At 55.8% G+C, this 26,355-nt stretch carries 23 protein-coding genes; 4 read left to right on the top strand and 19 right to left on the bottom strand.

Annotated elements, in window-relative coordinates; all coding sequences use genetic code 11:
- The first annotated feature begins 109 nt into the window (after positions 1–109).
- Positions 110–1,183: an alpha/beta hydrolase gene (locus H3H45_RS09535; RefSeq protein WP_235983549.1), complete on the top strand. Its 1,074-nt coding sequence runs from the start codon at positions 110–112 to the stop codon at positions 1,181–1,183.
- A 60-nt stretch (positions 1,184–1,243) separates the two neighbouring features.
- Here the strand turns inward: H3H45_RS09535 and H3H45_RS09530 are convergent, their stop codons facing one another.
- The 10 genes from H3H45_RS09530 to H3H45_RS09485 form a co-directional block, all read right to left on the bottom strand.
- Positions 1,244–1,789 (bottom strand): hypothetical protein, encoded by a 546-nt coding sequence (locus tag H3H45_RS09530; RefSeq protein WP_182833495.1) that lies wholly within the window; start codon positions 1,787–1,789, stop codon positions 1,244–1,246.
- Between the two features lie 90 nt (positions 1,790–1,879).
- A complete protein-coding gene (locus H3H45_RS09525) occupies positions 1,880–4,354 on the bottom strand; it encodes a hypothetical protein (RefSeq protein ID WP_182833494.1) in 2,475 nt (824 codons plus the stop codon).
- 53 nt (positions 4,355–4,407) lie between these two features.
- Positions 4,408–5,331: a hypothetical protein gene (locus H3H45_RS09520; protein ID WP_182833493.1), complete on the bottom strand. Its 924-nt coding sequence runs from the start codon at positions 5,329–5,331 to the stop codon at positions 4,408–4,410.
- Positions 5,328–5,912 (bottom strand): RNA polymerase sigma factor, encoded by a 585-nt coding sequence (locus H3H45_RS09515; RefSeq protein WP_182833492.1) that lies wholly within the window; start codon positions 5,910–5,912, stop codon positions 5,328–5,330. The genes H3H45_RS09520 and H3H45_RS09515 overlap by 4 nt, the downstream gene beginning before the upstream one ends.
- 614 nt (positions 5,913–6,526) lie before the next feature.
- Complete coding sequence (locus H3H45_RS09510) at positions 6,527–7,072, bottom strand: recombinase family protein (RefSeq protein WP_182833491.1); 546 nt, start codon at positions 7,070–7,072, stop codon at positions 6,527–6,529.
- Positions 7,073–7,710: 638 nt separating this feature from the next.
- Positions 7,711–8,058 (bottom strand): hypothetical protein, encoded by a 348-nt coding sequence (locus H3H45_RS09505; RefSeq protein ID WP_182833490.1) that lies wholly within the window; start codon positions 8,056–8,058, stop codon positions 7,711–7,713.
- 12 nt (positions 8,059–8,070) lie between these two features.
- Entirely contained in the window at positions 8,071–8,364 is a 294-nt protein-coding gene (locus H3H45_RS09500) for a helix-turn-helix domain-containing protein (protein WP_182833489.1), read from the bottom strand.
- A gap of 1 nt (position 8,365) precedes the next feature.
- Positions 8,366–8,815 (bottom strand): hypothetical protein, encoded by a 450-nt coding sequence (locus tag H3H45_RS09495; protein ID WP_182833488.1) that lies wholly within the window; start codon positions 8,813–8,815, stop codon positions 8,366–8,368.
- Between the two features lie 518 nt (positions 8,816–9,333).
- Positions 9,334–10,389 carry a hypothetical protein gene (locus H3H45_RS09490; protein WP_182833487.1) on the bottom strand — a complete coding sequence of 352 codons (1,056 nt, stop codon included), beginning with the start codon at positions 10,387–10,389 and terminating at the stop codon, positions 9,334–9,336.
- Positions 10,390–10,932: 543 nt separating this feature from the next.
- A complete protein-coding gene (locus H3H45_RS09485; RefSeq protein ID WP_182833486.1) occupies positions 10,933–11,136 on the bottom strand; it encodes a carbon storage regulator in 204 nt (67 codons plus the stop codon).
- 132 nt (positions 11,137–11,268) lie between these two features.
- Here H3H45_RS09485 and H3H45_RS09480 point away from each other — a divergent pair, with 132 nt between their 5' ends.
- Complete coding sequence (locus H3H45_RS09480; RefSeq protein WP_182833485.1) at positions 11,269–13,029, top strand: ATP-dependent nuclease; 1,761 nt, start codon at positions 11,269–11,271, stop codon at positions 13,027–13,029.
- 83 nt (positions 13,030–13,112) lie between these two features.
- Here H3H45_RS09480 and H3H45_RS09475 read toward each other — a convergent pair whose 3' ends face one another.
- From H3H45_RS09475 to H3H45_RS09445, 7 genes are all read right to left on the bottom strand, one after another.
- Complete coding sequence (locus tag H3H45_RS09475; RefSeq protein ID WP_182833484.1) at positions 13,113–14,072, bottom strand: DUF4238 domain-containing protein; 960 nt, start codon at positions 14,070–14,072, stop codon at positions 13,113–13,115.
- A 65-nt stretch (positions 14,073–14,137) separates the two neighbouring features.
- Positions 14,138–15,640: a recombinase family protein gene (locus H3H45_RS09470; protein ID WP_182833483.1), complete on the bottom strand. Its 1,503-nt coding sequence runs from the start codon at positions 15,638–15,640 to the stop codon at positions 14,138–14,140.
- 27 nt (positions 15,641–15,667) lie between these two features.
- Positions 15,668–17,440 (bottom strand): vWA domain-containing protein, encoded by a 1,773-nt coding sequence (locus H3H45_RS09465; RefSeq protein WP_182833482.1) that lies wholly within the window; start codon positions 17,438–17,440, stop codon positions 15,668–15,670.
- A 233-nt stretch (positions 17,441–17,673) separates the two neighbouring features.
- Positions 17,674–19,113: an aminotransferase-like domain-containing protein gene (locus H3H45_RS09460; RefSeq protein ID WP_182833481.1), complete on the bottom strand. Its 1,440-nt coding sequence runs from the start codon at positions 19,111–19,113 to the stop codon at positions 17,674–17,676.
- Between the two features lie 205 nt (positions 19,114–19,318).
- On the bottom strand, positions 19,319–20,131 hold the full coding sequence (locus tag H3H45_RS09455; protein WP_182833480.1) for an OmpA family protein: 813 nt from the start codon (positions 20,129–20,131) through the stop codon (positions 19,319–19,321).
- Positions 20,128–20,400 (bottom strand): DUF4398 domain-containing protein, encoded by a 273-nt coding sequence (locus tag H3H45_RS09450; protein WP_182833896.1) that lies wholly within the window; start codon positions 20,398–20,400, stop codon positions 20,128–20,130. The genes H3H45_RS09455 and H3H45_RS09450 overlap by 4 nt, the downstream gene beginning before the upstream one ends.
- 91 nt (positions 20,401–20,491) lie before the next feature.
- On the bottom strand, positions 20,492–21,319 hold the full coding sequence (locus H3H45_RS09445; RefSeq protein WP_182833479.1) for a substrate-binding periplasmic protein: 828 nt from the start codon (positions 21,317–21,319) through the stop codon (positions 20,492–20,494).
- 114 nt (positions 21,320–21,433) lie between these two features.
- Here H3H45_RS09445 and H3H45_RS09440 point away from each other — a divergent pair, with 114 nt between their 5' ends.
- Positions 21,434–22,363, top strand: a complete 930-nt coding sequence (locus tag H3H45_RS09440; protein WP_182833478.1) for an alpha/beta fold hydrolase — start codon at positions 21,434–21,436, stop codon at positions 22,361–22,363.
- Between the two features lie 141 nt (positions 22,364–22,504).
- Here H3H45_RS09440 and H3H45_RS09435 read toward each other — a convergent pair whose 3' ends face one another.
- Both H3H45_RS09435 and H3H45_RS09430 read right to left on the bottom strand, forming a co-directional pair.
- Positions 22,505–23,434: an electron transfer flavoprotein subunit alpha/FixB family protein gene (locus H3H45_RS09435; RefSeq protein WP_182833477.1), complete on the bottom strand. Its 930-nt coding sequence runs from the start codon at positions 23,432–23,434 to the stop codon at positions 22,505–22,507.
- Entirely contained in the window at positions 23,435–24,184 is a 750-nt protein-coding gene (locus H3H45_RS09430; RefSeq protein WP_173207656.1) for an electron transfer flavoprotein subunit beta/FixA family protein, read from the bottom strand. It lies immediately after the preceding gene.
- 324 nt (positions 24,185–24,508) lie between these two features.
- On the opposite strand from H3H45_RS09430, the gene H3H45_RS09425 reads away from it, so the two are divergent.
- On the top strand, positions 24,509–26,173 hold the full coding sequence (locus tag H3H45_RS09425; protein ID WP_182833476.1) for an electron transfer flavoprotein-ubiquinone oxidoreductase: 1,665 nt from the start codon (positions 24,509–24,511) through the stop codon (positions 26,171–26,173).
- Positions 26,174–26,355 lie beyond the last annotated feature (182 nt).

The following is a 26,355-nucleotide window of genomic DNA, read 5'->3' as shown; positions in this document are numbered from 1 at the left end:
GTTCGCGAACCGCTTTGCTGCGCCACCTCCGCCAACATGGCGGCATGTCTGCCCACGCCGTGGCAGATAATCCTCCATGGAGGCTGCGCGAAACGGCCCGCGCACGGCTATGGATCGAGTCGACCGTTACTGCGGCGTGGCACTGGTGCAGCAGTACCAAGTGGTGCAGCATGCTCCCGATGCCATTGAGGTACGCCTGGTGGTAAAACGCATGCTCGGCACTAACCAGCAGGCTGTGCTGGCACGCATCATTCGGGATGCGCTAGGCCATCCGTTCAGGCTCAGCTTGCACTACTTCGCCGATGCCATTCCCCCGTGCTCCGGGCGGCAAATTCGAGGAGTTCATCCGTACATGCGACTGAGCCATCTCCTGCCGCTGTTCGGCGTGGCACTAGTGGCGGCCTGCGCCTCCTTTCCCAGCCCCGACGAACGTCGTCAGCAGGCGTCAATCCTGGCGCAAAGGCAGCACTGGCAGGCACTGCAGCTGCAAACAGGGATCTTCCGTGTACAAGCCTATGCACCGTCAGCCCGCAGCGAAGAGCTGACCATCTATCTGGAAGGCGACGGTTTCGCCTGGCTCAATTCTCGCCAGTCGTCAGCCGACCCGACCCCGCTCGACCCCATCGCCTTGCGCCTGGCCCTGGCGCAGCCCAGTGGTAATGCCGCCTACCTGGGCCGGCCCTGCCAGTACCTTGACGCTGACCGTGAGCCCTGCCAAAAGCGCTACTGGACCGACGCACGTTTCGCCGAAGAGGTGGTGCACAGCCTCGACCAGGCCGCCGAGCAGTTGAAAGTGCGGGCCGGCGCTCAGCGCCTGGTACTGATCGGCTATTCCGGCGGCGGCGCCCTGGCCCTGCTATTGGCGGCGCGGCGCGAGGATGTGGCGCGCGTGATCACGGTCGCCGGCAACCTCGATCATGCCGCCTGGACTCGCCATCACCGGGTCACGCCGCTGCAGGATTCACTCAATCCAGCCGACCTGCGCCCTGCATTGGCCATGCGGCAGCAGGTACATCTGGTCGGTAGTCTGGATCGAGTGATACCGCCCGAGCTGGCTGCAGCCTTTGTCGCCGGCTATCCGGCTGGCAATCACGCCCTAGTAAAGGTGATGGAAGGCTACGACCACCACTGCTGCTGGGCCGATAACTGGGCACAGCTGTGGCGCCAGAACACCCAGCCCTGACCAGCAACAAGCCGTTGAAAATCTATCCGCCTTGGCGAGATAAGGTTTTTCGTCGGTTTGCTAGTTACGAAACTCGAACTGCAGCTCGGCGCCTTCCACCGAATCCCAGTAGTCCTCGCTCTGGTCATTGGTGATCAAGCGACCATTGAGCTGAAACGGACCCGGCTCGGCTGGTTTCTCCACGAACAACGGTGGCAACAAGGGCTCTGCCGGTAATTCCTCTAGCGGCTCGAACTCCATCTGCTCGACCAGTTCAGCCGGCAGACGCAGATCGAGTTTGGCCGGAGGCAATGGCTGGGGTTTGACCGGCCGCACCTTAGCGACCGCTGGCGACTGCACCTTGGCGGGAACGGGCTGGTTCTTTTGCGGCTGACTGGGCGTTGCAGCAGGTTTGGCGCTGACGGCCGGCTTGCTGGCAGCCGCCTCAGTGACGACTGGAGTGACGACTGGCTCTGCCGGCGCATGGGCCGGCGGCTCGCTCGCCGGAGCGGGCGCTGCCTCGGTGCGCGGCGGGGTCGGCAGCGGCGCGCGGGGCTTGGGTGGTTCGTCGCAGGCCGCAAGCAGGCCTAGCGCCAGCACCAGAGCAGTGATACGAAAAGCTGTCATGGCAGGCAGGATCGAAACAGGACGCCTTATGCTCACCCCTGCCCGGCGTTATGGCAAGCAGACCGCTTTGCCATGATGTTTCCAGACTATTTAGCTAAGGCGCCAGGGTTGCAGATGGCTGCTCTCCAGGCGCTGCCACTGGCCGGCCCGTGCGAGTTCCTCGGGGGGTAGCCACAGCGCGCCACACGCTTCGAACTCGACCGAGCACAACGCCAGCAGCTGGCTCAGGTCGATATGCCGCGTCTGCCATTCGCTGGCCGAGTCTTCGTGCTCCCAGTCGCTGGGCAGCACCCGCAGCTCGATGCCGTTGGCGTCGAAACCGAGGAACTGTGGCATGCAGCCGATATGGCTGGCCGTATCGCGCAGGGTGCGCTGCTGCACATCGAGCACCAGCAGGTGCCACTGATCGGTGTCGACCCGCTCGCTGGCCTCCATGCGCCGGATATAACGGGTCAGGGCCAGGTAGCGGCCATCCTCCGACCAGATCAGCGACGGCCCCACGTTGGCCAGGGCCAGGCCGGAAGCGGTGAGTAAACAGCCGCCGCCGCGTGGATGGCGCTCGCGCAGATAGTGGTCGCAAAACTCGCTCTGCGTGCCGAACAACCAGGCCGCATCACGGCCGCCCGGCGCGGGCAGGACGAAGTCGCCATCGGCATTGGCCACCTGCGGTCGCTCGATCAGGCGCCAGTTCGGCAGCGCCAGCAGATCCTGCTCACCGACGCGCAAAGCGAGTGGCTGGTAATAGGGCCGCGTGTTGGCGTCTCCCTCGACAAAGCGCGCGGCGCGCTTGGCGGCCGGGGCGGCCTGGTCGAAACGGCGCAGCGGCGTATCGCATTCATCGCGGCCGAAGCGCCCCAACACCTCGGCCAGGCTCAGCACGCCGCCGCGAAAGTCCAGCAGGCGCGCCACCAGCGGCTGCCCGGCGTAAGCCAGCAGGCGGCGCTGTTGCAGATCGGCCACGCAGACTCGATGTGGCACCGCCGGGATCTCGGCAAAGGCGACCAGGGCCAGGTAACGGCCGCAGTCGGAAACCCGGTGATCGAGCAGCCAGTCGCCGTCCAGCTGCCAGTCGCCGATGCGGCAGGAATAGACGCCCAGGCGGCCATCCTGGCTGTCGCGGCGCCAGTCGAAGCGTGCCGCTACGTCGCCGAGCAGCGGTTGGCTCAACAGCCCCGCTTCACCGCGTACGCCCTGCCCGGCCAGCGGCTGTAGCAGGGTCAGGCGGCTGCGGCGGTACTCGCCGAGCAGAATGCGCCCTTCAGCATCGTGGCCCACGCCAACCTCGTTATCGCTGTAGGTGCTGTGCAGGCTGTAGCCAAAATGCAGGTGATCGAGATAGGGCGCGTTGAAGGTGCCGGCCAGTTGCAGCTGATCCTGGTCCAGACGAATCGGCGCATCCCAGGACAGGTCCGGCTCGTCTTCTGCCTGAATCCAGCCGGCGGGCAGTTGCCGCCAGCTTTGGTCGGCCTGCCACAGCCACAGCTCGCGCGGCCAGCGCCGGGTGGCGCCCAGGGTGATGGCGTGGCAGACCAAGGCCTGACCATCGGCGCGCCACAGCGGCTGCTCGTCGGCATCGATCAGCAGTTCGCTCAGCGCGCCATCGACTTCCAGGCGCAGCGCCGGGTAGCGCAGCAGCTCGGTGGGGTCGTCCAGCTCGCGCAGGCTGTCCGGCAGGTGGCTGATGCCACGCAGGCGATGCTCGCCGGTCGGCGCGGGGAACGTCTTGTACGCAGGCGCCGCTTGCCAGCCCGGTTCCAGCCACAGGTCGCGCACCGCCACCAGGTCGACGCCCGTGCTTTGCGCCAGCAGGTCGGTCAGCGCCATGCGATAGCTCTGGTTACCCACCAGCGGGCTGTGCCGGCCGCTGATGGCCTGGTCGGTGAACTCGTCGATTTCCCAGAACTCGCCGATCTCGGCATTGCGGTACACCCGCCGCTCCTGCCGATCGAGGATCAGCAGGCCCCAACTATCACGGCTCGGCAAGGGCGCGGCGAAGTAGCGGCCGCTGTTGGAAAAGCGCAGCGAGGAACCCAAGCCGTCGAGCAGCACGCCATCGGGAAACAGGTAGGTGCCGTAGGTCGGCCCACCCATGGCGATTTCGCCCATGGACAGGCAGCGCACCGGCTCGCCCTCCGGCGTCAGCAGGTCATCGCCATGCCAGGCACTGGCCCCGCGCTGCGCGAACGTCTCGATCGGCTGCGGCTTGGCCTTGGCCAGCCCCAGGTAGCGCTCGTAACTGCTCACAGAGGCCATGCCGACCAGCAGCAGAATGACGCAGACAGGGATACCCCACCAACTGGGCATCCAGCCGAACACGGCAAAGCTCAAGCCGATGACCGAGGCAGTCAGCAACCAGCTCAGCGCCTTGGCGGTTTTCGGCCACTTGAGCCAGGCGCACAGGCAGGTCAACAGGCTGAACGACAGCACCACCGCCAACGCCGCCAGAGGATGCAGCAGGGCCACGGCGGCAATCGGCACGATCAGCTTGGCCAGTTCCCAGAGCAACATCAGGACGATCTTGCTCAGCGGTGCCTTGGCCTCTTCTGGGGTTTCTTCGTACGACACGGCGCGGCTCCTTGCGCGAGAAGGAGCCGCATTTTAGCCGTACACCAGCGCCACTAGCGGGAACTGGCCGGCTTTTCCGTCTCGCCCTGCAGGCGCTTGAGCTCGGCATCCAGATCCAGTTGCGGATATTCCGCGCGCAGGGCCTGCAACAGTTTGTCGGCCTCGTCCTGCAGGCCTTCCGTGCGCAGGCGCAAGACATCGCGCAGACGCGGCTCCAGCGCGGGCCCCTCCTCGGCCAGCATCGAGGCCTGGCCCGTAGGCAACGTCTGCGCACGCGCCTGTGCCTCCTGAGCCCGGGCTTTGGCCTGGACCACTGCCATCGCCTTGGCCTTGGCCGCCGCACGGGCGCGGGCCTCTGCCTCGGTCAGCGGGGCTGCCGGTACGGCTAGGTCTTCAGCGGCAGCCGCATCGCTCAGTGCTTCGGTCGGCGGCGCTAAAGCCGGCTTGGCCGGTGCTGCCTGAGGCTGCACAGCGGTGACCGATGGGGCGGCCCTGTAGGCCACGTTGGGGGCGACCGCTCCGGCAACGGAATCGGCTGCCTCGGCCTTCTTGCTCGCCGCCTCGGCTTTTTTCTTCTCCACCTCGGCATACGGCTGATGAACCTCGCGGGCCACCTGTGGCGCCATTTCACGCAGCATGGGGGCTGCCGGCGCCTCGGCAGCGACCGGCGCAGGCATGTCGTAGGCAGTAGGCGCCTGTTCCTGAGTGCGCCAGGTCAGGCTCAGGCTGATACCGAGCGTGGCCAGGCCGGCAAATGCCACCGACCAGCGGGTACGGCTGCCGCGGCCGAACAGCCAGCCATGCAGGCGCTGGGCAGCGCTGGGCGTGGCCGGCGCGATGGCCTGGCGGGCGGCGGCGAGGATCAGCGCATCCACGGCGGCAGATGGCTCGCCCTGGCTGTGCTGACGGTAGTGCTGCAGCAGTTGCTGCTCCTGCTGCAGGTCTTTGTCCTGCAGTTCTTTGTCTTGGGGGCTCATGCGGATACCTCCTCGGCCGAAGCCGGATCGGCCAGCAGCCGACGCAACTTGTTCAACGCGTAACGCAGACGACTTTTCACGGTTTCCGCCGGGGTCTGAGTGAGGTCGGCAATCTCGTGCAATTCCAGGTCGCAGTGGGTGCGCAGCAGGAACACTTCGCGCTGCTCCTCGGGCAAATCGGCCAGGGCCGCCTGCAGGCGCTCCTGGTCGCGACTGAGCAGCAGTTGCTGCTCGGGGCCGGGGCCCGGATCGGCGCTGGCATGCTGCTGCTCGTCGTACTCATCGAGCTTTCCCTGGTGACGACCAGACTTGCGCCAGTGATCGATCAGGCGGTTACGCGCGATCTGGTACAGCCAGGTCTTGAACAGCACCGCCTCGCGTTGCTCGCTGGCGCTGCGGATCAGGCTCATCCAGGTGTCCTGGAACACCTCCTCGGCCAGCGCATGGTCGCCGCACAGGCCCAGCAGAAAGCGGAACAGGCCGAGGCGATGGCGCTCGTAGAGCTGCGCAAACGCCGCGGCCTCGCCATTGCGATAACGCCGCAACAAGGCGGCGTCAGCGTCTCTCAAGGGTTGGTTCAATTAGTCGGCCCTGACTTGAACGTTTTGCGGAGTTTGCAGGCATTTTTCTTTCAAAGGTACTCCAAAATCAGCTTGTGACACTGGGTTCACTATGTAGACGTAGCACCCTCACAAGCGGGGTTAAGAGCTTGGCAACTTTCTGTGAGGGTGACTAGGCGTCTTCACAAGACAGCAAACAGCAGTACAGGATGGGCCCAGACTGGGCCTCAATCGATCCGCAAAGCACAGTACTTACTAGGGGAATAGCCCCTGAAAACGCCGACCTGTAGTGAGGAGCTACTTAGCTACCACCTTGCCAAGAAAACGATTTTAGAAGGTGATAAAGGCGAGTATCTATTTTTTCAAAAAAACGTTTATCCCATGCGTGAAACTCAAGATTCTAAGTTACAGAAATATCCATACCGATTGATTGCATGAAAACTCTAGGGGAATAACTTCATTGACAATGGCGATGGATGCTTAGCCAGCAACTCTAGAGCATAATGGCGAGCTCTAGTAATTCTAAAATATCCAAACTCTTTACAGGCTCTAGTTTTTGTGAATGAGCATCTACATACTTAGAAATCACAGACATAAAAAAGCCCCCTTAACTGGGGGCTTTTTGCAAACAAAATTTATGCCACTACTTTCATTGCGCGTTGAACAGTGGAGAGTGATACGGATAATGATTCTGCTGCCTTCCTGTAGGAATTACCTTCTGCAATGAATGCGCGAATCTGATCATCATTTACAGTTTTCACCCTACCTTTGTACACGCCTGCTTCCTTAGCCTTGGCGATGCCTTCACGCTGGCGCTCTTTGATCATCGAGCGCTCGAATTCTGCGAAGCTACCCATCATCGACAGCATCAGCTTCTGCATAGCACTGTGTTCACCAGTGAAATGGAGCTGTTCTTTGTGGAAATGAATAGCTATGCCCTTGGAAGTCAGGGACTCCACAAGTGACAGGAGGTCGGCCAAAGAGCGGGCAAGGCGGTCGATGCTATGGACGTTGATAGTGTCGCCTTCTCGGACGTACTCAAGCATTGCTTGAAGCTGTGGGCGGTCGGTGGTTGCACCGCTCACCTTATCTTCAAATACCTTGTCGAGTGACACACCATCTAACTGGCGTGCTGTGTTCTGGTCAACCGAGCTAACGCGAACGTATCCAACCTGTGCCATTTGAAGCCTCTCTGTATTCATTTACCTCTAGATGCTGGTAGTCTGGGCTGTATTCATACCAAAATCAACCCTAATGAATACGGTATTTGTGTTCACTGACGAGTGGTCTTATGGCTCTACTCAAATGAATTCACTCTGATGCCTGCGGAGCGTTGAATCCACGAATGACCCAAGCAACCACCCAACCAAGAACATAAACAAGCAAGCTAGATACAATCCAGAGAATAACCCCACTAAAAATGTAGATATCCCGATCAGCCTCTAGCCGATTGAAACGAGGTTGATAGACCTGCTCTACAACTATCCTGCGCGTGACAACATCTAGCTCACTCCAAGCGACTCCGTTGTAACCCAAAATTAGCTCGTTGTGCCTAGCAGCATTAGTAGGTAGTACCCCTAATAATGCTGCAGACATCTCCTTCTGAAGCCCCTCCCTAGTCGGCACTGAACGGTTGAAATCAATAGCACAAGCTACTCCCAACAGTACGACCACAACAACCCAAACGCGTAGCCATCCGGTGCGGCTTCCAAAGCTTAGTGCCATATTTTTGCATCCAAAAAAGGGGGGAACGGACAGCTATCAGATACTTCCTGAGTATCACATCCCAAGCGATGCTTGACCATGCGCCCAGCCCCTGTCACTTGCCGAACATTTTTCGTAGAAGCGTCATTGTGAAAGACTCAGCGGGCTTTGCAGGCTTTGGCTGTGCTGGCACTACTGGTGCTTTGAGTACTGGTGCCGATTTGACTGGTGCTGCTTTGACTGAATTGGCAGTCACCTTCTTAGCCTGGGCCTGGGCCTGAGCAACCGCTAATTTCTGTTTGAGAATCAATAGCTCGTTTTCCAGAGCTATCATCTGTTGCTGCTTCTGTTCCAATTTCCGTTGAATCACAGAAGCCTTTGTTTTCTCAGCATCAATAGCCTCTGTGATTGTCATTTCCTGTAGTGGGAATTGCATCCGGGCTTTAAAAAGATCAGTTAGCATTTAATCCTTTCCTCAAATTTCAATTTGATCGGCATTCGTTAGATAAACACCTTTCGAAATTTTAGTGATTGTCGGCGGCGTGACGCTGTATCGCGCAGCTATATCCTTTTTCAATATTTTCCCTTCCCTCAACAAAACGAGGATTTCAGCCACCTGCTGTGCCGATAGACGGCGGGGTCTACCTCTTTGGTTGCGGCCTTCAAGACGGTTTTTGGTGGCTTTTATGGCTTGTTCGATTGAATTGAGATTGAGTGTAAACACTAGATCAACTAGGCGCTCATCCCGAAAGATAATGGTTGGGGTCATATTAAATTGTTCCTTTTATTTGGTTTGTGATTTCAGCTAAGCGCTTGTCTTTCTTTAGTTGTGCAGCCTGTGATTGCTTGGCTTCTTCTGCGTCTAGCAAGGCCTGCGCTGCTGCCTCCAGCCACTGAGCCTTATAGACCTCAAGGTCTCGCCTGTAGGCGGCTTCTGCTTGCGTCATTACATCCACTAGCTCTGACTGCTGTGTTGATAATGGTTTCGTCAGCCAAACTGAGTAAAACGCTGGTAGTACAAACTGGTGTGTGTAACGCGATGTGGGCTCATAGCCCAATGTGTATAGCTTCTGAATCTCTCTCAGCATCTCTCCCGGATTTTGAAACACAAAATTCTGTGATGTTTCGTATCCAGCCTTAGCCTGCTCAATTACTTGATCTAGCTTTTCTTGATTAAAGGTTGCTAGGGATTTCAATTGTTCAATTTCTTGATTAGTCATTTGTATTTTCCTTTTATGTTTGAAAAACCACACGCCAGCAGACACCCAGCTCAAGAGGTGTCCGCCAGCGTTTTATGTGGAGAACCTAGGTTTTTAAATTTGGTGTTTTGAATTTATGTTTATTTGTTTTGCTGCTTTATATAGAGCTTATTTTTAAACAGCAGAAAGCATGAAATTAACAGGCATGAGGATGGCCTGTTATATTCTTTATTTTAAATGTCAGATATAGCTACAGGGTGCGAGATTGCTGCATTCTTTGCGAATTCAGCGATTATCAGGCGTTTGCTTTGCAGAGATTTCTATCAGTTTAGCCATAGAGGCTATAGACCATTTAGGCAATTTACACACGCTTTCTAGCTATCGCCTGATGGATTTGTTTTGCTTTTGGAAAGGTCTCAGAACAGCATTTACGCCGAAACACCATCTAAATATGTCACAGTTAAAAACGCTGAAACCCTTGTGGCACTAGGCGTGTAGAGCAAAAAGGTGAGACAAAATCAAAAGCAGTGAGAGGAATATCAGAAATCTAGTGTGATTTCGTCCCACGGATCGTTTTTAGGCCATCTGTAGCCCTTACTGTTAACCCCCTCCGCTTGGTCTATGTCCAAGATTGGGACATACGCAATGCGCTCTATAAGGCTTTCTGTCCCATGATGGGTTTCTAGAGAGATGCAATGCAGTTCGCCTTCTTGCCAAATCAACAAGGTTTTGTGGTCAATATCTTCCTTTGATTCTAGTTTGTAGGCAAAACAACCAGAAACATAGGAGTTGTGTAGATAATCCCAATTCGGCTCCGCACAGAAAACGTTGCTTTCATCTACATATGCCCCAAGACGCACTGCCTCCTCCCAATATACTAAATGCACAGGCGTGGATGGAGTGCAAAATGATCTTGCATCACAATCATGAGATACGTACCGCTCTACCAGATTTGAAAGCGTTTCATAGTCAGTATGGTGATTGACAGGTACAGGGCACTCTAGATTTTTAAGCTTGTCTGCAAGTTTTTTGTTTGCACTAGCCGCTAGCTTTGTTGACTCTAGAAAGTCATCAAAACCTCTACCCAGCACCTTGGCAATCAACTGCTCGATTCTGGATGTTGTCTCATTTCCATAGATCGTAAAGGAGTCGTCTATTTGATCGGCAGTTAGGTATTTACCAGAAACGCCATCCCAACTATTCCCCCGAGCTGAGTTGTAGCTTGTTGGGGCAACGATAAGGTTCTGTGGATGTAGTAAGGCTAGGATGCCTTGGCGGTTTGTAACTGGAGCAATGTGTGACAGACAATATCGGTCACTTAGCCCGCTGTTAAACCCGTTGTATTTACTACATCTGCTCCAGAGGTTATACAGAGACTGAATGTCTACACCCTGTATTATCTGAACAGTCCTTGAGCGCCTGCATTGGTTTATTAACCACTTTCCAAAGGATGTTGCGCTAAAGTTTTCTTTTTGAATTTTTGATAATTTTCTTCGCTGTAACGCTTTGCGGCAAGATGTATTGCAAGTGATTTTCTTACTATTGGACGTTCTAATTGGCTTGCGGCAAGCCTTGCATTTCCTTTCTATTTTCATTATTTTCCTCGCTCGGGAATTGTTTAGTTGTTTTATAGTGCTTGATTAATTCAATGACAGTAAGAGATGGAGTTCCGCAGTTAAGCTCATTCATCACAGAAATCAACTCTCTTTCAGTCTGCTCATTTAGTCCGATTCGCACAGGGTTTACCTTTTAGGTTCTATTGAGTGTTAGCGCGCAGCGAATACTGCAACATTTGACTTTATCGCCTACGGCGGTGAAGTATTTACCACAGCAAAAACAGCATTTAATTTCAGTGCTCATTCAAATGTTAGTTTCCTTTTGTGAAAGAAACGCAAAAAGCAAGCGCGCAAATATGCGGCTCGCGGAATGGGTTTCCGGAGTTATTAAATTATTTAGGGAGTGGGTGCGACGGAGTACAGATAGAGATAAATTAAAACCTCTACCTTATACCTATATTATAACACTTAAGTGCGATAAATGCAAGCTTTATTTAAACTAAAGCTTGCATTTATTGTTATTTCTTGCTAGAGCGCCCGTGCAGCCTTAGAGCCCAGGGGATACAGCCCCTATCAGGTTTCCTAACTGTTACTCAGAAGCTCACCACGGGAGACCGAGCAGAAGTCTGGCGCCTCGATCATAAGCCTTATGTGGTCACGAGCATCGCGTCTGATTGTGATGGTGATGCCGTCTTGCAATAGGGTTTTAAGCTCAGCTTCGGTGATATCAGAAGGGAAGGAGAAGGCTAGGGATTCTCCATCCTTACGGGTCAGTACCAATGCCATCAGGTGCGCCTCCATGCGTGTTCGATGGCCAAGAATAGCAGGAAAAAAAGAGCAAGCTTGAAACCTATTCATATTTTAATATGATTAGTTTCTATTAGCGAAGCCATCGCAGTCTAGTCAACCGAGAGAACCATGGAAGACAACATTTATATTCAAGGCGTTGCGATCTCCAACTATCGCGGCATCGGTCATAAGATTCAATACATTGCGCCATTTTCCCGATTTAACTTCTTCATAGGAGAAAACAATGCGGGAAAGTCCAATGTTTTGAATTTTATTACAAACCATCACGGTGCAGTTCTAAACAAAATCAAAACCCCTCGAACGAGCCCACCTAACTTTTCACCACTAGAGATCCATCATGGAGCTTCAACATCTCAAATTACTGCTGCAACAGGAGTGCCGTATAAGGATTTCTGGAGGAAAATCAAAAAAACCACCACGGCCAACTCTAACTATAGCGAACTAAATGATGAGTACCTTGAAATATTAATTCGCAGCTTAACAAAAAACAACTTCGTTTGGATTAAAGGTGGCGATGGCAACTCACCGCCGACCCTGTTGCATGACGACATTGAAAGCTTAGTTGACATTATTCCTGTCCACGCATGGCAAAGGATATGGAGAGCACTTTGCAATCGAACAGGCGGGGACATTAGAGCGCATTGGATACCACAAATTCTGGAAGTTCTGACCTCCAATATGGAGCTTCAAAATCCGAAGGTATCTTTAGTTCCAGCTATTCGTGAAATATCAAATCTGGATAGGCCGTTTGAGAGCTTGAGCGGAGCAGGACTTATTAACAAACTTGCCGAGCTTCAACAGCCAGCACTCACCGAAAGAGCCAATCTCGAAAAATTTAAACTAATAAACAATTTTCTCAAAGCAGTTGTTGACAACAGCACTGCCAGAATAGAAATACCACATACGCGAGAGCATGTATTAGTTGAAATCGATGGGAAAATCCTACCACTTGAATCGCTAGGCACAGGCATTCATGAAGTAATTATGCTAGCCTCTTTCTGCACTATTTTAGACAACCAAGTTGTATGCATTGAAGAACCAGAAATACATTTACATCCTATTCTTCAGCGCAGACTAATACGATATCTAAACAAATACACTAGCAATCAATACTTTATTGCAACCCACTCCGCCAGCTTAATAGATACTTCTGGCGCATCTGTTTTCCACGTGCGTAACGTTGAAGGATGCACAGAGATAACACCTGCCATTACTGGCAATGAGCGATTCAACATATGCAATGATCTTGGTTACAAGGCATCCGATCTACTTCAGGCCAACTTCATAATTTGGGTGGAGGGCCCATCAGATCGCATATACATTAGCCATTGGATTGAGTCTTTGGATTCTAGTCTAAGGGAAGGAATCGAATATTCTATTATGTTTTACGGCGGTAGATTACTGAGCCACCTAAGCGCTAAAGACACTGACTTCAGTGAGGAAGGCGCTGACGCGCTTATAAGTTTACGTCAGCTAAACAGAAACATGGCAATCATTATAGACAGCGACAAAAGATCTGATTCAGATGCCGTGAATTCTACTAAGTTAAGAATTAAGGAAGAAGTAGAACTTGATGGCGGGATAGTTTGGATTTGCGATGGGCGTGAGATCGAAAATTACATTCCTAAAGAGACCATGACAGCAGCTCTTAAAGATGTATATAAAGAAAGACTCTTGGAACGTCACAATACGGGTAAATTTGATCACGTCCTTCCCTTCCGGGAATCTAACGGTGATATATTTAAAAATATTGACAAAGTAAAAGTTGCGAAATCCGTGTGTAACTATGATGCAGAGTTAGACATTTACGATTTGGCTGACAAAATTGAAGCCTTAGTTTCGGCCATTAAAAAAGCAAACAACCTATAGTTTCACAGAATGGCGCTATTACCTGTAGACCCACTCACTATTATCGAAATATTTACTATGGGAATTTGCACCAAAAAAAACAATTAGCGCTTAATGAAACGCTTGTATCTGACAATTGATTCTTCATTGTTAGATACGATTGTTTTAAATGCAGCCTTTGCAACTAAGGTATTTAGCCGATCAGCCTCGCTCTCTGTAATTGACCTAGATTTCTGAGTCACAGGCTTTGACTCTGGCATATAAAATGCCAATCCGGGCGAAAGCGGATAATAGAAGTCAATACTTTCTGGCTCCGTGCCTGCTGGCTTTACTACCTCATCAGGGTGTACATTATTTACAGGCCTATCGCTTGTTATAAAAGGCTTAGCCGATGAATTTTTCAAAAGACAATAACCACCCACCCCTAACATATCAAATATATTCTTCGCCATATTTGATGCAAGCATGATCATTATCAAGTTCCAATTCCTCTCAAAAAACAAATTAGACCTTTCTAATAAAATGGTATTCTCATGCTTTATAGTCCCCAGCCTTGCTATTGTTTCGTCCCTCGGGCCTTTATTTCTCAAAGCCTGGAAACTTAGGAACAAACAGAATTTCCTTCGTTCCTCTTTATCATCTAAAGCATTTAAATCCCCACGCCATAATTTTTTTAGACTTGGCAAGGCATCAAGCTCCACACTAGATTGAATATCTTCAATAGTGTTGTTTATTATTGAATCCTGTAAATTTTTGTCGCCAATATCACACGACAGGTAATATCCTTTAGATAACATCAAGAAAAAATTTAGCAGCTCAACACTACTTTTCCAATGCACGGGAGAAAATTTGCTTATATACAGCTCAAATATTTCTTTGTCACCACTCCTGAGAGGATTGAATTTATAAAAATAGTCTTCCCTCAATATTCCAGTAACGCTATCTGAAGAAATCTTTCCTTTCTTACTCAAATAGTAAACTTCAGTTTCACTTCCATCCCTCACCCAACTCTCTAGATATTTTCTATATACATAATGATGTTTTTTCTTTATATCCACATTCATAAAAAGCCTATTTTTATCGCAAACATCTAGCGACAGACAATGCCTACGCATTTAAAAATTATAAACTAATATTCTTCTAGAGTAGCTAGATGCCGCTTTGATGCAAAATTTAGAATCTCCAAAACGCCAGAGCCCGTAGATAAAATATATGCATCTTTCCTTTTACTGTAACCTTCGTACTTGCAAGGATTAAGCTCAATTCCATTTATATCCTTACAAGGCACTTCAATAGTCCCATTCGTAAAAGCCTTGAGGGCATATCCAACCGATCTTAAAAGTGCATTTGCTCTTTCAGGCTCATCAATTCGCATATCGTCACTAATTTCTACTGCTGCGCCCCAATCCTCGTTCACTGATGAAATAACCTCTAGCGCCTTGATCTGCACTTGCGCCTGATCCCGTTCAAAAATTTTACGCTCAATTTCCTGCTGCAATTCATCTGTTAAGTTTATTGCTGCCAGCTTATACAAATTGCTAAGCTGTTTACCAAGCTCATCAACCTTACCGCGAAGAACAATTGCCTTCTTTTCACTGTCAGATAACTGATGCCTGCGTAACGCCTGCTGCATTGCCTCGGTCGAGGTTGTAGTTATTAAATAGAGGAACACATCAAGAGGGAAATTCTTGGAGTTAGAGCAAGCATCAATGCCTTTACGGGAGCGTGTTCCACATACAACTTTCGCAGATTTTAATTTATCGATTTTACTGACCATATTCCCACCACAAACACCGCAGACTATAAGCCCCGTTTCAAAGTGCTTCCTCGGATTACGAGTAGGAATTGATCTAACAGGTCTATTATTTGCGCGATAAAATAATTCAGCATCGACTACGGCAGGATAAACACCAGGGATATCTCGCCAATAACCTATAGCTGTTTTATTGCGCACCCACTCACTAATTGTAGAAACATTAACCTTCTTCAAGGCTGGGTGTTGGTCTTGAATTTTTTTGAGTATTGACCATGCCCCTACTCCCTCTGCCCATAGTTCGAATACCTGACGAATTATAGGAACCAAATCTTCTATTAGCTCGCCATCCTTAAGCCAAATAGGGGTTCTGACTTTTACTTTCTCACCAGCTTTCGCTCTATCCACCCGATTGGCATATGATTTTTTTATCCGATCAGAGAGCAAAGAGCTGTAATTGTGAGCCTGCTGAATTTTGGCTAGCAGAAGAAATAAATGATTATTGTTTACGGATTCGAGAGTGTATGTGATCCCATCGTCTAGAGTGACGATGTTTACTCCGGCCTTCACAATCCCCGAGAGGATCGGGAACATATCGGATGGCGGTAGGCGTCCAGCTCGGTCAAACGCCTCAACAAGGATAACGTCCCCGCTGCTGATCAAGCCGTCTTCAATAGCTTTCAGCATTTTCCCGAAACCGAACTTCAGATGTTCTCCGCTGAACCCTGAGCGACCTAGGTCTTTATAGGTCTTGGGGTACAGGGTGTACTCGGGATGCTTCCCCAGCCATTCACCGATCATCATCTCCTGCCGCTCGATAGAGGAGCCGCGCCCTTGACGACTGAAGCTAAATCGCATGTAAGGGACTGCATAAGGCACGGCTACTGCTCCAGAAAGGCTAGAACGTCACTCTATCGCTACTGGTGTACCTTTAGAAGATAGTTGCAGGCTTTGCGCCAATTCCACCAACTGTACAAACTCGGCGCGCAGGCCGTAGCGGTCTTCACCCTTGGCGCCACGGGCCAGCTTGGCGCTGTCGGCCAGGCCGAAGTCGCCAGTGTACTGGCCCTCTTTTAGCTGCTGGGCGAAGGCGGCCACGGCGGCGGCGAAGCGCAGGTCCTCGCTGGCCTGGGCGATCGGGGTAACGCTCTCGCCCTTGCCGATCGGCACCTCGACCAGTTTGCTGCTGCCACCCTCTGGCGCCTTGTAGCGCAGGCGCAGCCAGGCGATCTCGCCGGGTTTGCCCGCGTCCTTGCCGGCCTGGGCATAGCGCAGCGGTTCCAGCCAGCCCTTGGCGCCGACCGGGACGATTTCATACAGCGCGGTGACCGTATGCCCGGCACCGATCTCGCCGGCATCGATCTTGTCGTTACTGAAGTCCTCGCGTTTCAGCGCGCGGTTCTCGTAGCCGAGCAGGCGGTACTCGCTAACCTCGGCCGGGTTGAACTCGACCTGGATTTTCACATCCTTGGCCACCACGGCCAGGGTCGAGCTGAGCTGATCCACCAACACCTTGCGCGCCTCGCGCAGGTTGTCGATATAGGCGTAGTTGCCGTCGCCAGCGTCGGCCAACTGCTCCATCAACTGCTCGTTGTAGTTGTCGGTGCCGAAGCCCAGGGTGGTCAGCGACACGCCGGTCTTGCGCTTGTCGGCGGCCAGCTGCTTGAGGGTTTCGAAGTCGCTGATGCCGACGTTGAAGTCACCGTCGGTGGCCAGCAGGATGCGGTTGATACCATCCCTGAGCAGGCCCTTCTGCGCCTCCTGGTAAGCCAGCTGGATGCCCGATTCGCCAGCAGTGGAGCCGCCAGCGCTGAGCTGGTCGATGGCCGCGCGGATCTTGGCTTTTTCGCTGCCGGCAGTGGATTCCAGCACCACGCTGGCATTGCCGGCATAGGTGACCAGGGCCACGCGGTCCTGCGGGCGCAACTGGTCGACCAGCAGTTTCAGGGTGCTCTGCACCATTGGCAGGCCTTCGCGGCGATCCATCGAGCCGGACACATCGACCAGGAATACCAGGTTGGCCGGCGGCAGCTCGGCGGCCTGCATATCGGAGGCCTTGATCGCCACGCGTAGCAGGCGGGTCTGCGGGTTCCACGGTGAGGTGGCCAGCTCGGTGCCGACGCCGAATGGAGTGTCGCCCTGGGGTTGCGGGTAGGCATAGGGGAAGTAGTTGACCAGCTCCTCCAGGCGCACCGCATCCTGGGGCGGCAGGCTGCCGTCGTTAAGGAAGCGCCGCACGTTGGCGTAGCTGCCGGTGTCGACGTCGATACTGAAGGTCGACACTGGTTGCTCGGCCACGGCATGCACCGGGTTGTCGGCGACTTTCTGGTACTGCTCGCGGTACACGTCCTGATAGCCGAACTGGGCGCTGTCGGCCATGGGCGCCGGCGCGATCATCGGCAGGCTCTGCGGCATCATCTTGCGCGCTTCCATGGCGCCGGCGACGCTGGCGGCTTCGGCCTTGATCTTGGCCGGCGCGCGATAGGCCGCATTGGCGTCGACTTCCTCATGCAGCACGTGCTGCTGCACGACCGGTTCAACCGGTTTGGCCGCGGCCTTTTTCTCGGCGTCGCTATGGGCGTCGTTATTGGCGGCACTGCAGGCGGCCAGCGCCAGGGCCAGGCCGGCGCTGAAACCGGCGAGCAGGGGTTGGCGGATCAGGGTGGTGAGGTCGGACATGATGGCGGTCTCCTGGGGCGAAAGGTTCACTCGCTCAGGTAGACGACGCCATCAAATCATTCGGGTTAAGCCGGGTGAACAATCAATCTCTCAGAACCTGTTTACGATCTTCTGAATTAGAGCCAGACAAGGCAAAAGTGGCCGAAAAAGCGCAGTTTACGAAGTGTAAATGAGCATTTTGAGGCCACTTTTAACGCGGTATGGCCGCGAGTCAGGAGATCGTAAACAGGTTCTCAGTGCAGCACGCCGGCCTCCTGGCAAAGCTGCCCGGCCAGCATGCCGATGGTCATCATCGCCCGCTCGGCCTCGCGGTTCCACGGTACGCCGCAGGTCAGGCGCAGGCAGTTGTTGAACTGCTCGGTGTTGCTGAAGATCAGCCCCGGCGCCACGCTGATGCCCTGTTGCAAGGCCCGCACATGCAGTTCCTTGGCGCTGACCCGCCCCGGCAGGCTGACCCAGAGAATGAAACCGCCATGCGGGCGGGTCATCTGCGTACCTTCCGGGAAGTACTGTTGCACAGCCAACTGGTAGGCGGTCATGTTCTTGCGGTACTCCTGGCGGATATGGCGCAGGTGACGATCGTAACCGCCATTCTCCAGGTAGGCGGCCACGCCCATCTGGGTGACGCTGCAGGCCGAGTGGGTGCTGAAGGTCTGCAGGCGCTCGATCTCGTCCTGATGGCGCCCGGCAATGATCCAGCCGATGCGCACCCCCGGCGAGATGGTCTTGGAGAAGCTCGAGCAGTACACCACCTGATCCTCGCGGTCGTAGGCCTTGAGCGCCTTGATCCTACCCGGCTCGAACAGCAGCTCGCCGTAGATATCGTCCTCGATCACCTGGATGCCGTAGTCGCCAGTGAACTTGAGCAACTGCTTCTGGCGCTCCTCGGGCATGCTGCCGCCCATGGGGTTGCTCAGCCGCGAAGTCAGCACCAGGGCCTTGATCGGCCACTGGTTGGCCGCCAACTGCAGGGCTTCCAGGCTCACCCCGGTAGTCGGGTCGCAGGGAATCTCGATGACCTTGAGACCGAGCAGCTCGGCCAGCTGCAGCAGGCCGTAGTAGGTCGGCGACTCGGCGGCAATCAGGTCGCCAGGCTTGGTCAGCACGCGCAGGGCCATGTGGATGGCATCCACGCAACCATGGGTGATCACCACTTCCGACGGATCGACCACCACCCCAGCATCGCGCATGCGGATCGCCACCTGGCGCCGCAGCGGCTCGAAACCGGGGCTGAACATGTAGCTGAAGGCACGCGGGCTGTGGAAACGGGTGACCTTGGCCAACTGCTGGTGCAGCGCCCGCGCCGGCAGGTAATCGACGTGCGGCACGGCGGCGCCCAAGGGGAACACACCCTCCTGACGAGAATCGGTCAGCACCTGGCTGATGATGCTGCTGCGGGTGACCAGCCCCGGCAGCTCGACCCGGGCGATGTCCGGGGTCGAGGCGGTCAGCGCGGCACTCTGGTGCACATAGAAGCCGGATTGCGGACGGGCTCGGATCAGCCCCTGATCTTCCAGATTGGCGTAGGCCTGCAACACGGTGGCGTGGCTGACGCTGAGCTGCGAGCTCATCTTGCGTACCGAGGGCACGCGCTCGCCAGGCTGGTAGACGCCGCGGCGAATATCCTCGGCGAGCTGCTGGGCGATGCGTTGGTAAAGCAACAAACTGGTCATGGCGAAAACTCACTGAGCTTCTGTACCAGAACAGTAGCCGAACATGCGCAATAACGATGGGTACAGTTGTCGTTTTTCTCGACCATACAGCACAGTCGCGTTCGTACAACTCAGGCAACTGTGCCACCCACCCTGCCCGTTTCGCGCAGACAGAAAAAAACCCGGAGCCTTGCGGCTACCGGGGCTGTGTCGAGTCTTGCGTGGCTCAGCGACCGGGTTGCAGCTGCCCGGTCTCATCGGAAAAGACGATTTCCACCCGGCGATTCTGCGCACGACCACGACTGGAGGCGTTATCCGCGACCGGATAGGCCTCGCCAAACCCCTTCACGCTGATGCGCTGGCTGTCGATGCCCAGATCGACCAGCACATCGGCCACAGCCTGCGCGCGGGCATGGGACAACTCGAGGTTCTCCTTGGCATCGCCACGCCCGTCGGTGTAGCCCTCGATGCGCACAATGCGCCGCGGGTTGAGCTGGAGGAACTGCACCAGCTTGAGCACCGTACGGTTGGCCGACGCCTTGAGTTCGGCACGCCCGGCATCGAACAGGACATCGCCCAGGGTCATCACCAGACCACGGTCGGTTTCGGTGGCGGCCAGGTTGTTGGCCATCTGCTCATCGAACCACTGGCCGTGTTGTTGCAAGCTGAGCAGCTTGGCTTCGCGCAGGGCCAGTTGCAGGCGCTGACGCTCCAGTTCCAGCTTGACTGCACGCTCCTGATTCAGGCTCAGCTCGCTGTGCTGGCTGGCGATCTCGCTATAACGCTGGCTGAGATAGGCGTAATGCAGCACATCGTCGCTGCTGCCCCAGTAGCTGGACAGGCGCTGCGCACGTGCCAGGGACTCGCCGGCGCGGATCACATCCTTCGGTGCACTGCGCAAGACGTCCGGGTTTTCCTTGACCTTCTGGAAGCTCGCTTCGGCAGCAGTCAAGGCTTCGACGCTGTCCTGGCTGGTGGCACAACCACCGAGCAGGGTAAGGCACAGCAGCGCGCCGGCCAGGCCATGATGACGGGTCACTGCTGATCTCCCAGCTGCTTGCGCAGACGCGTGATGCGGGTATTCAACTCGTCCAGTTGCGCCTGACTCTTCTGCGTCAGCACCTTGGCCTCGGCCAGGCGCGCATCCAGTTCGGCCTGTTCGGCGAACACCCGGGCGCGTTTGAAATCTTCCTCGCCCATGTTCTTTTCCGCACGGGCGAGTTTCTTCTCGGCCAGCTGCATTTCGGCAATCTGCCCATCGGCACCTACCGCACGGGCCTGTTCCACAGCCTTGACGGTGAGCCCCATCTGGGCGGTCGGTGCAGGGTCGTTGGCACAGCCGACCAGAAGCAGCGAGGCCAGGGCGGCGCTTGCAATTTGCTTGTTCACTGAACGTTTCCTACTCACTCGGCGGGACACTGGCGGGCTGCAGCTGCTGGACTTTCCAACGCTCAAGATTGCGTTGCAACAAGGTTTCCGGCAGCCCGGTGGCGGTCAATTCTGTCATTTTTTTCGCCAACTGTCCGCGCAGCCAGGGATCGTTGCAGGCGGAGTTGTGCGACAGGGTAAGGAACAGGCCCTCGCTGGAAATTGGGGGTTCCAGCGCCTGTAGGTCTTCCATCAGGCCAAGAGTATTGGCCAGTGCCACGCCGGGGTAGCGTTCGTAGAGCACGTATTCGGTGCGCCCGAGCAGCAGTTTCTGGAAGGCCTGGGTCAAGCTGGGCACGTTCTCCAGGGTCAGGTTGGCCTTGGCGAAGGCATCGAACTGCTGGCCAAAACTGTTGTTGACCAGTGTCCCGCCGACGCGACCGCGCAGGTCTTCCCAGCCGCTGTAGGGAAACTCGTGGCCCTTGCGCACCCAGACCATGCTCGGCGTGATATAGAAGGCCGGATGCACGTAATCCATGCTTTCCAGGCGTGGCAAGGTGAGGAAGGCGCCGGCCAAAAGATCGACGCGGCCGGTGCGCACTTCATCCTGGGCGCGCGACCAGGGACCGGTGTGCACGACCTCGATCTCGACGCCGATCTGCTCGCCGATCTGCTGCAACAGATCGGCATTGGCGCCGATCAGCTTCTGTGGATTCTGCGGGTCACGCCAGAGGTAAGGCGGGTACTCCGGATTACCTGTCGCCACCAGGCGCTCGCACTTGCCTGCTGCCACTGCCAGCATCGGGGCCAGCAGACTCAGCAGAAGCAGCGAAGACGTAACAAACGACGGAGCGCGCATGGGCAATGTCCCGGCTTGATGTTCAAAGAGGCATGCGTCATATCTGACAGCCCGGAAGCGTATTAATGCTAGCGTAAAGCCAACCTAAATAATTATTAGCGATAAGGATTCGCCATGAAAAAACTCCTATTCGGTCTCATTTTACTGCTGGCTGCGGGTGCCGGGGCGCTTTACCTGTCGCCGAGCGCACTGATCGGCAGCGTGCAGCTGGTCGAACGTGGCTTGGCCGGCCTCTCCTCCAAGCAAATCCAGGTCGATAATGGGCAGATCACCTACTACGAGGGTGGCCCGGCAGATGCTGAGACCATCGTGATGATCCATGGTTTCGGCGCCAACCGCGACAACTGGCTGCGCTTCGCCCGTCACTTCACCGACCGCTATCACGTCATCGCCCTCGACCTGCCCGGCTTCGGTGAAAGCAGCAAGCAGGATGCCAATTATGACGTCGCCTCTCAGGCCGAGCGCCTGCAGGCCTTTCTCAAGGCCCTGGACATCGAGCAAGCCCACCTGATCGGCAATTCCATGGGCGGGCATATTGCTGCGCTATACGCCGCGCGCCACCCGGAACAGGTTGTGACCCTGGCGCTGCTGGACAACTCCGGCGTGACCTCGCCGAAGCAAAGCGAGATGTTCGAACGCATCGAGCGCGGCGAACCCAACCCGTTGGTGGTACGCAAGGCCGAGGACTTCGAGACACTGATGAATTTCGTCTTCGTCAGTCCACCGCCCCTCCCCGACTCGCTGAAGCGCCACTTCGCCGAACAGTCCATGGCCAATCAGGCGCACTACGACCGGATCTTCGCGCAACTGCGTGAGCGCTATATTCCGCTGGAACCGGAGCTACCGAAGATCTCGGCCCCAACCCTGCTGCTCTGGGGTGAGCAGGATCGTGTACTGGACGTGTCCAGCATCGAGGTGATGAAGCCACTGCTGCGCCAACCCAGCGTGGTGATCATGAAGGATTGCGGCCATGCGCCAATGATAGAACGCCCCGAAGAGACGGCCGGACACTATCAGGCCTTCCTCGAGAGCAAGCGCTACTAGGAGTCTGTTTACGATCTTCTGGATTAGAGCCATTTTTAAATCAGGATGGCCGACAGTCAGGAGATCGTGGACAGGTTCTAAGCGCAGGCAACAAAAAACCCGCTCAATGAGCGGGTTTCTTGTTTGGAACGGGAAGCTGGCTTACACCAGTTTTTCCAGTTCCGGTACGGCTTCGAACAGGTCAGCGACCAGGCCGTAGTCAGCCACCTGGAAGATCGGCGCTTCTTCGTCCTTGTTGATCGCGACGATCACTTTGGAGTCCTTCATGCCCGCTAGGTGCTGAATGGCACCGGAGATGCCGACCGCGATGTACAGCTGCGGTGCGACGATCTTGCCGGTCTGGCCAACCTGCATGTCGTTCGGTACGAAACCGGCGTCGACAGCGGCGCGCGAAGCACCCACAGCAGCGCCCAGCTTGTCGGCCAGGGCGTACAGGTGCTTGAAGTTGTCACCGTTCTGCATGCCACGACCGCCGGAAACGACGATCTTGGCAGCGGTCAGTTCCGGACGATCAGACTTGGCCAGCTCTTCGCCGACGAAGGCGGATTTGCCAGCATCAGCCGCACCGCTCACCGCTTCAACAGCAGCGGAACCACCTTCGGCGGCAACCGGGTCGAAACCGGTGGAACGCACGGTGATCACTTTCACGGCAGCCGAAGACTGCACGGTGGCAATGGCGTTACCGGCATAGATCGGGCGCTTGAAGGTGTCGGCGCTTTCTACGGCGATGATCTCGGAGATCTGATCGACGTCCAGTTGGGCAGCAACGCGCGGCAGCACGTTCTTGCCGTTGCTGGTGGCGGCAGCCAGGATGTGGCTGTAGCCCTTGCCCAGCTCGGCAACCAGCGGCGCAACGTTTTCCGGCAGCTGATGAGCATAGGCAGCGTTGTCGGCAACCAGAACCTTGGCTACGCCAGCGATCTTGGCAGCAGCTTCAGCAGCAGCGCCGCAAGCAGCGCCAGCAACCAGAACATGGATGTCGCCACCGATTTTCGCGGCAGCGGCAACAGTGTTCAGCGTGGCAGGCGCCAGGGCAGCATTGGTGTGTTCAGCGATAACCAGGATAGTCATTTAGATTACCTTCGCCTCGTTCTTCAGTTTCTCGACCAGTTCAGCCACGGACTTGACCTTGATGCCGGCGCTGCGGGCAGCAGGCGCTTCGACTTTCAGGGTCTTGACGGTGGAAGCGGTGGAAACACCCAGGGCGTCCGGGGTAACCACGTCCAGCGGCTTCTTCTTGGCTTTCATGATGTTCGGCAGCGACGCATAGCGCGGTTCGTTCAGGCGCAGGTCGGTGGTGACGATTGCCGGCAGATTCAGCGCAACGGTCTGCAGACCGCCGTCGATTTCGCGAGTCACATTGACCTTGTCGCCAGCCACTTCGACTTTCGAAGCGAAGGTGCCTTGGCCGTAACCAGTCAGGGCGCCCAGCATCTGGCCGGTCTGGTTGTTGTCGCTGTCGATGGCCTGCTTGCCCATGATGACCAGCTGCGGCTGCTCTTTATCAACCACGGCTTTCAGCAGTTTGGCCACGGCCAGAGAGTTCAGCTCGTCGTTGGACTCGACCAGGATGGCACGGTCAGCACCCAGAGCCAGAGCGGTACGCAGCTGCTCCTGAGCGGTGTTCGGGCCGATGGTGACGACGACGATTTCGCTCGCAACACCCTTTTCTTTCAGGCGTACGGCTTCTTCCACGGCGATTTCGCAGAAGGGGTTCATCGACATCTTGACGTTGGCGAGGTCGACGCCGGAGTTGTCCGCTTTGACGCGAACTTTGACGTTGTAGTCGACCACTCGTTTGACAGCTACAAGAACCTTCATGGATTCCTCGTTACTCTCCGGTGAATAAGAATGTCGCCAAGTCGAGCCTGGCCGGTGATGCAGGTCGGCCGGAACCGACGGTCAGCCCATACGGCGAACGCAAAACCGACCGTATCTTGACCGGAACGCCTTTTTCGGTCAACACGAAAAACCGCCCTTCCATCCGCCGCCAAGCCTTGTACGGCCGGGGTTTAACAAAATTCAAACAAACGTTTGTATTGGACGAGTCCGAGGCTGTAGATATAATGCCCACGCGCAGGCCAGAGAAAGCCTAGCCCCAAAGCAAAATCAATAACACCGAAGAGCCTTGAGTAGGAGATTTCTGTGGAACGCGAATTTATGGAATTCGACGTCGTCATCGTCGGTGCCGGCCCGTCCGGTCTGTCCGCCGCCTGCCGACTGAAGCAGAAGGCCGCCGACGCCGGCAAAGAGATCAGCGTCTGCGTGGTCGAGAAGGGTTCCGAAGTCGGCGCTCACATCCTCTCGGGCGCGGTGTTCGAGCCGCGCGCGCTGAACGAGCTGTTCCCCAACTGGCAGGAGCTCGGCGCCCCGCTGAACACGCCGGTCAAGCGCGACGACATCTACATGCTGAAAAGCGCCGAAGGCGCGATCAAAGTCCCCGACCTGTTCGTGCCGAAAACCATGCACAACGAGGGCAACTACATCATCTCCCTGGGCAACCTGTGCCGCTGGCTGGCCCAGCAGGCCGAAGCCCTCGGCGTCGAAATCTACCCGGGCTTCGCCGCCCAGGAAGCCCTGATCGACGAGAATGGCGTAGTGCGCGGTATCGTCACCGGTGACCTGGGTGTCGACCGTGAAGGCCATCCGAAGGAAGGCTATTACACCCCCGGCATGGAACTGCGTGGCAAGTACACCCTGTTCGCCGAAGGCTGCCGTGGCCACATCGGCAAGCAGCTGATCAAGAAATTCAACCTGGACAGCGAAGCCGACGCCCAGCACTACGGCATCGGCATCAAGGAAATCTGGGACATCGACCCGGCCAAGCACGAGCAGGGCCTGGTGGTGCACACCGCCGGCTGGCCGCTGGACGTGGTCGGCACCGAGAACACCGGTGGCTCCTTCCTCTATCACCTGGAAAACAACCAGGTGGTGGTCGGCCTGATCGTCGACCTGTCCTACGGCAACCCTTACTTGTCGCCGTTCGACGAGTTCCAGCGCTACAAGCACCACCCGGTGATCAAGCAGTACCTGGAAGGCGGCAAGCGCGTGGCCTACGGCGCTCGCGCCATCTGCAAAGGCGGCCTGAACTCGCTACCGAAGATGGTCTTCCCGGGCGGCGCCCTGATCGGTTGCGACCTCGGCACCCTGAACTTCGCCAAGATCAAGGGCAGTCACACTGCCATGAAGTCCGGCATGCTGGCTGCCGAAGCGGTAGCCGACGTGCTGCTGGCCGATGGCCAGGGCGGCGATCTGCTCAATGGCTACGTCGATGGCTTCAAAGCCAGCTGGCTGTACGATGAGCTGTTCCGCAGCCGTAACTTCGGCCCGGCCCTGCACAAGTTCGGCCCGCTGATCGGTGGCGGCATTAACTGGCTGGACCAGAACGTCTTCGGCGGCAAGATCCCCTTCACCCTGCACGACACCAAGCCGGACTATGCCTGCCTGAAGCCCGCTGCAGAATCGAAGCGTATCGACTATCCGAAGCCGGACGGCAAGCTGAGCTTCGACAAACTGTCCTCAGTGTTCCTGTCCAACACCAACCACGAGGAAGAGCAGCCTTGCCACCTGAAACTGGCCGACGCCAGCATTCCGTTGAGCAAGAACCTGCCGCTGTACGACGAACCGGCGCAGCGCTACTGCCCGGCTGGCGTGTACGAAATCGTCACCCAGGAAGACGGCGAGAAGAAGTTCCAGATCAACGCGCAGAACTGCGTGCACTGCAAGACCTGTGATATCAAGGACCCGGCCCAGAACATCACCTGGATCGCTCCGGAAGGCACTGGCGGCCCGAACTACCCCAACATGTAATTCGAGCCGTAGTGAAAGAGCCGCCGCAAGGCGGCTTTTTCTTGCCTGCGATTTGTCGCACCCCGCTGCCGAAGCCCCCTCAGTGCTCCACTACCGGCAGCCAAGCCCGAACAGCCTACTTGGCCTACCCTTCCCTGCCGTTACACCGGCCATAGCCCCAAACGCACAGGCAACTGGCGATC

This window comes from Aquipseudomonas guryensis (assembly GCF_014164785.1).
GTDB lineage: Bacteria > Pseudomonadota > Gammaproteobacteria > Pseudomonadales > Pseudomonadaceae > Aquipseudomonas > Aquipseudomonas guryensis.
Note: the sequence above shows the minus strand (reverse complement) of the source record. Positions and strands in the feature narration are given on the sequence as shown.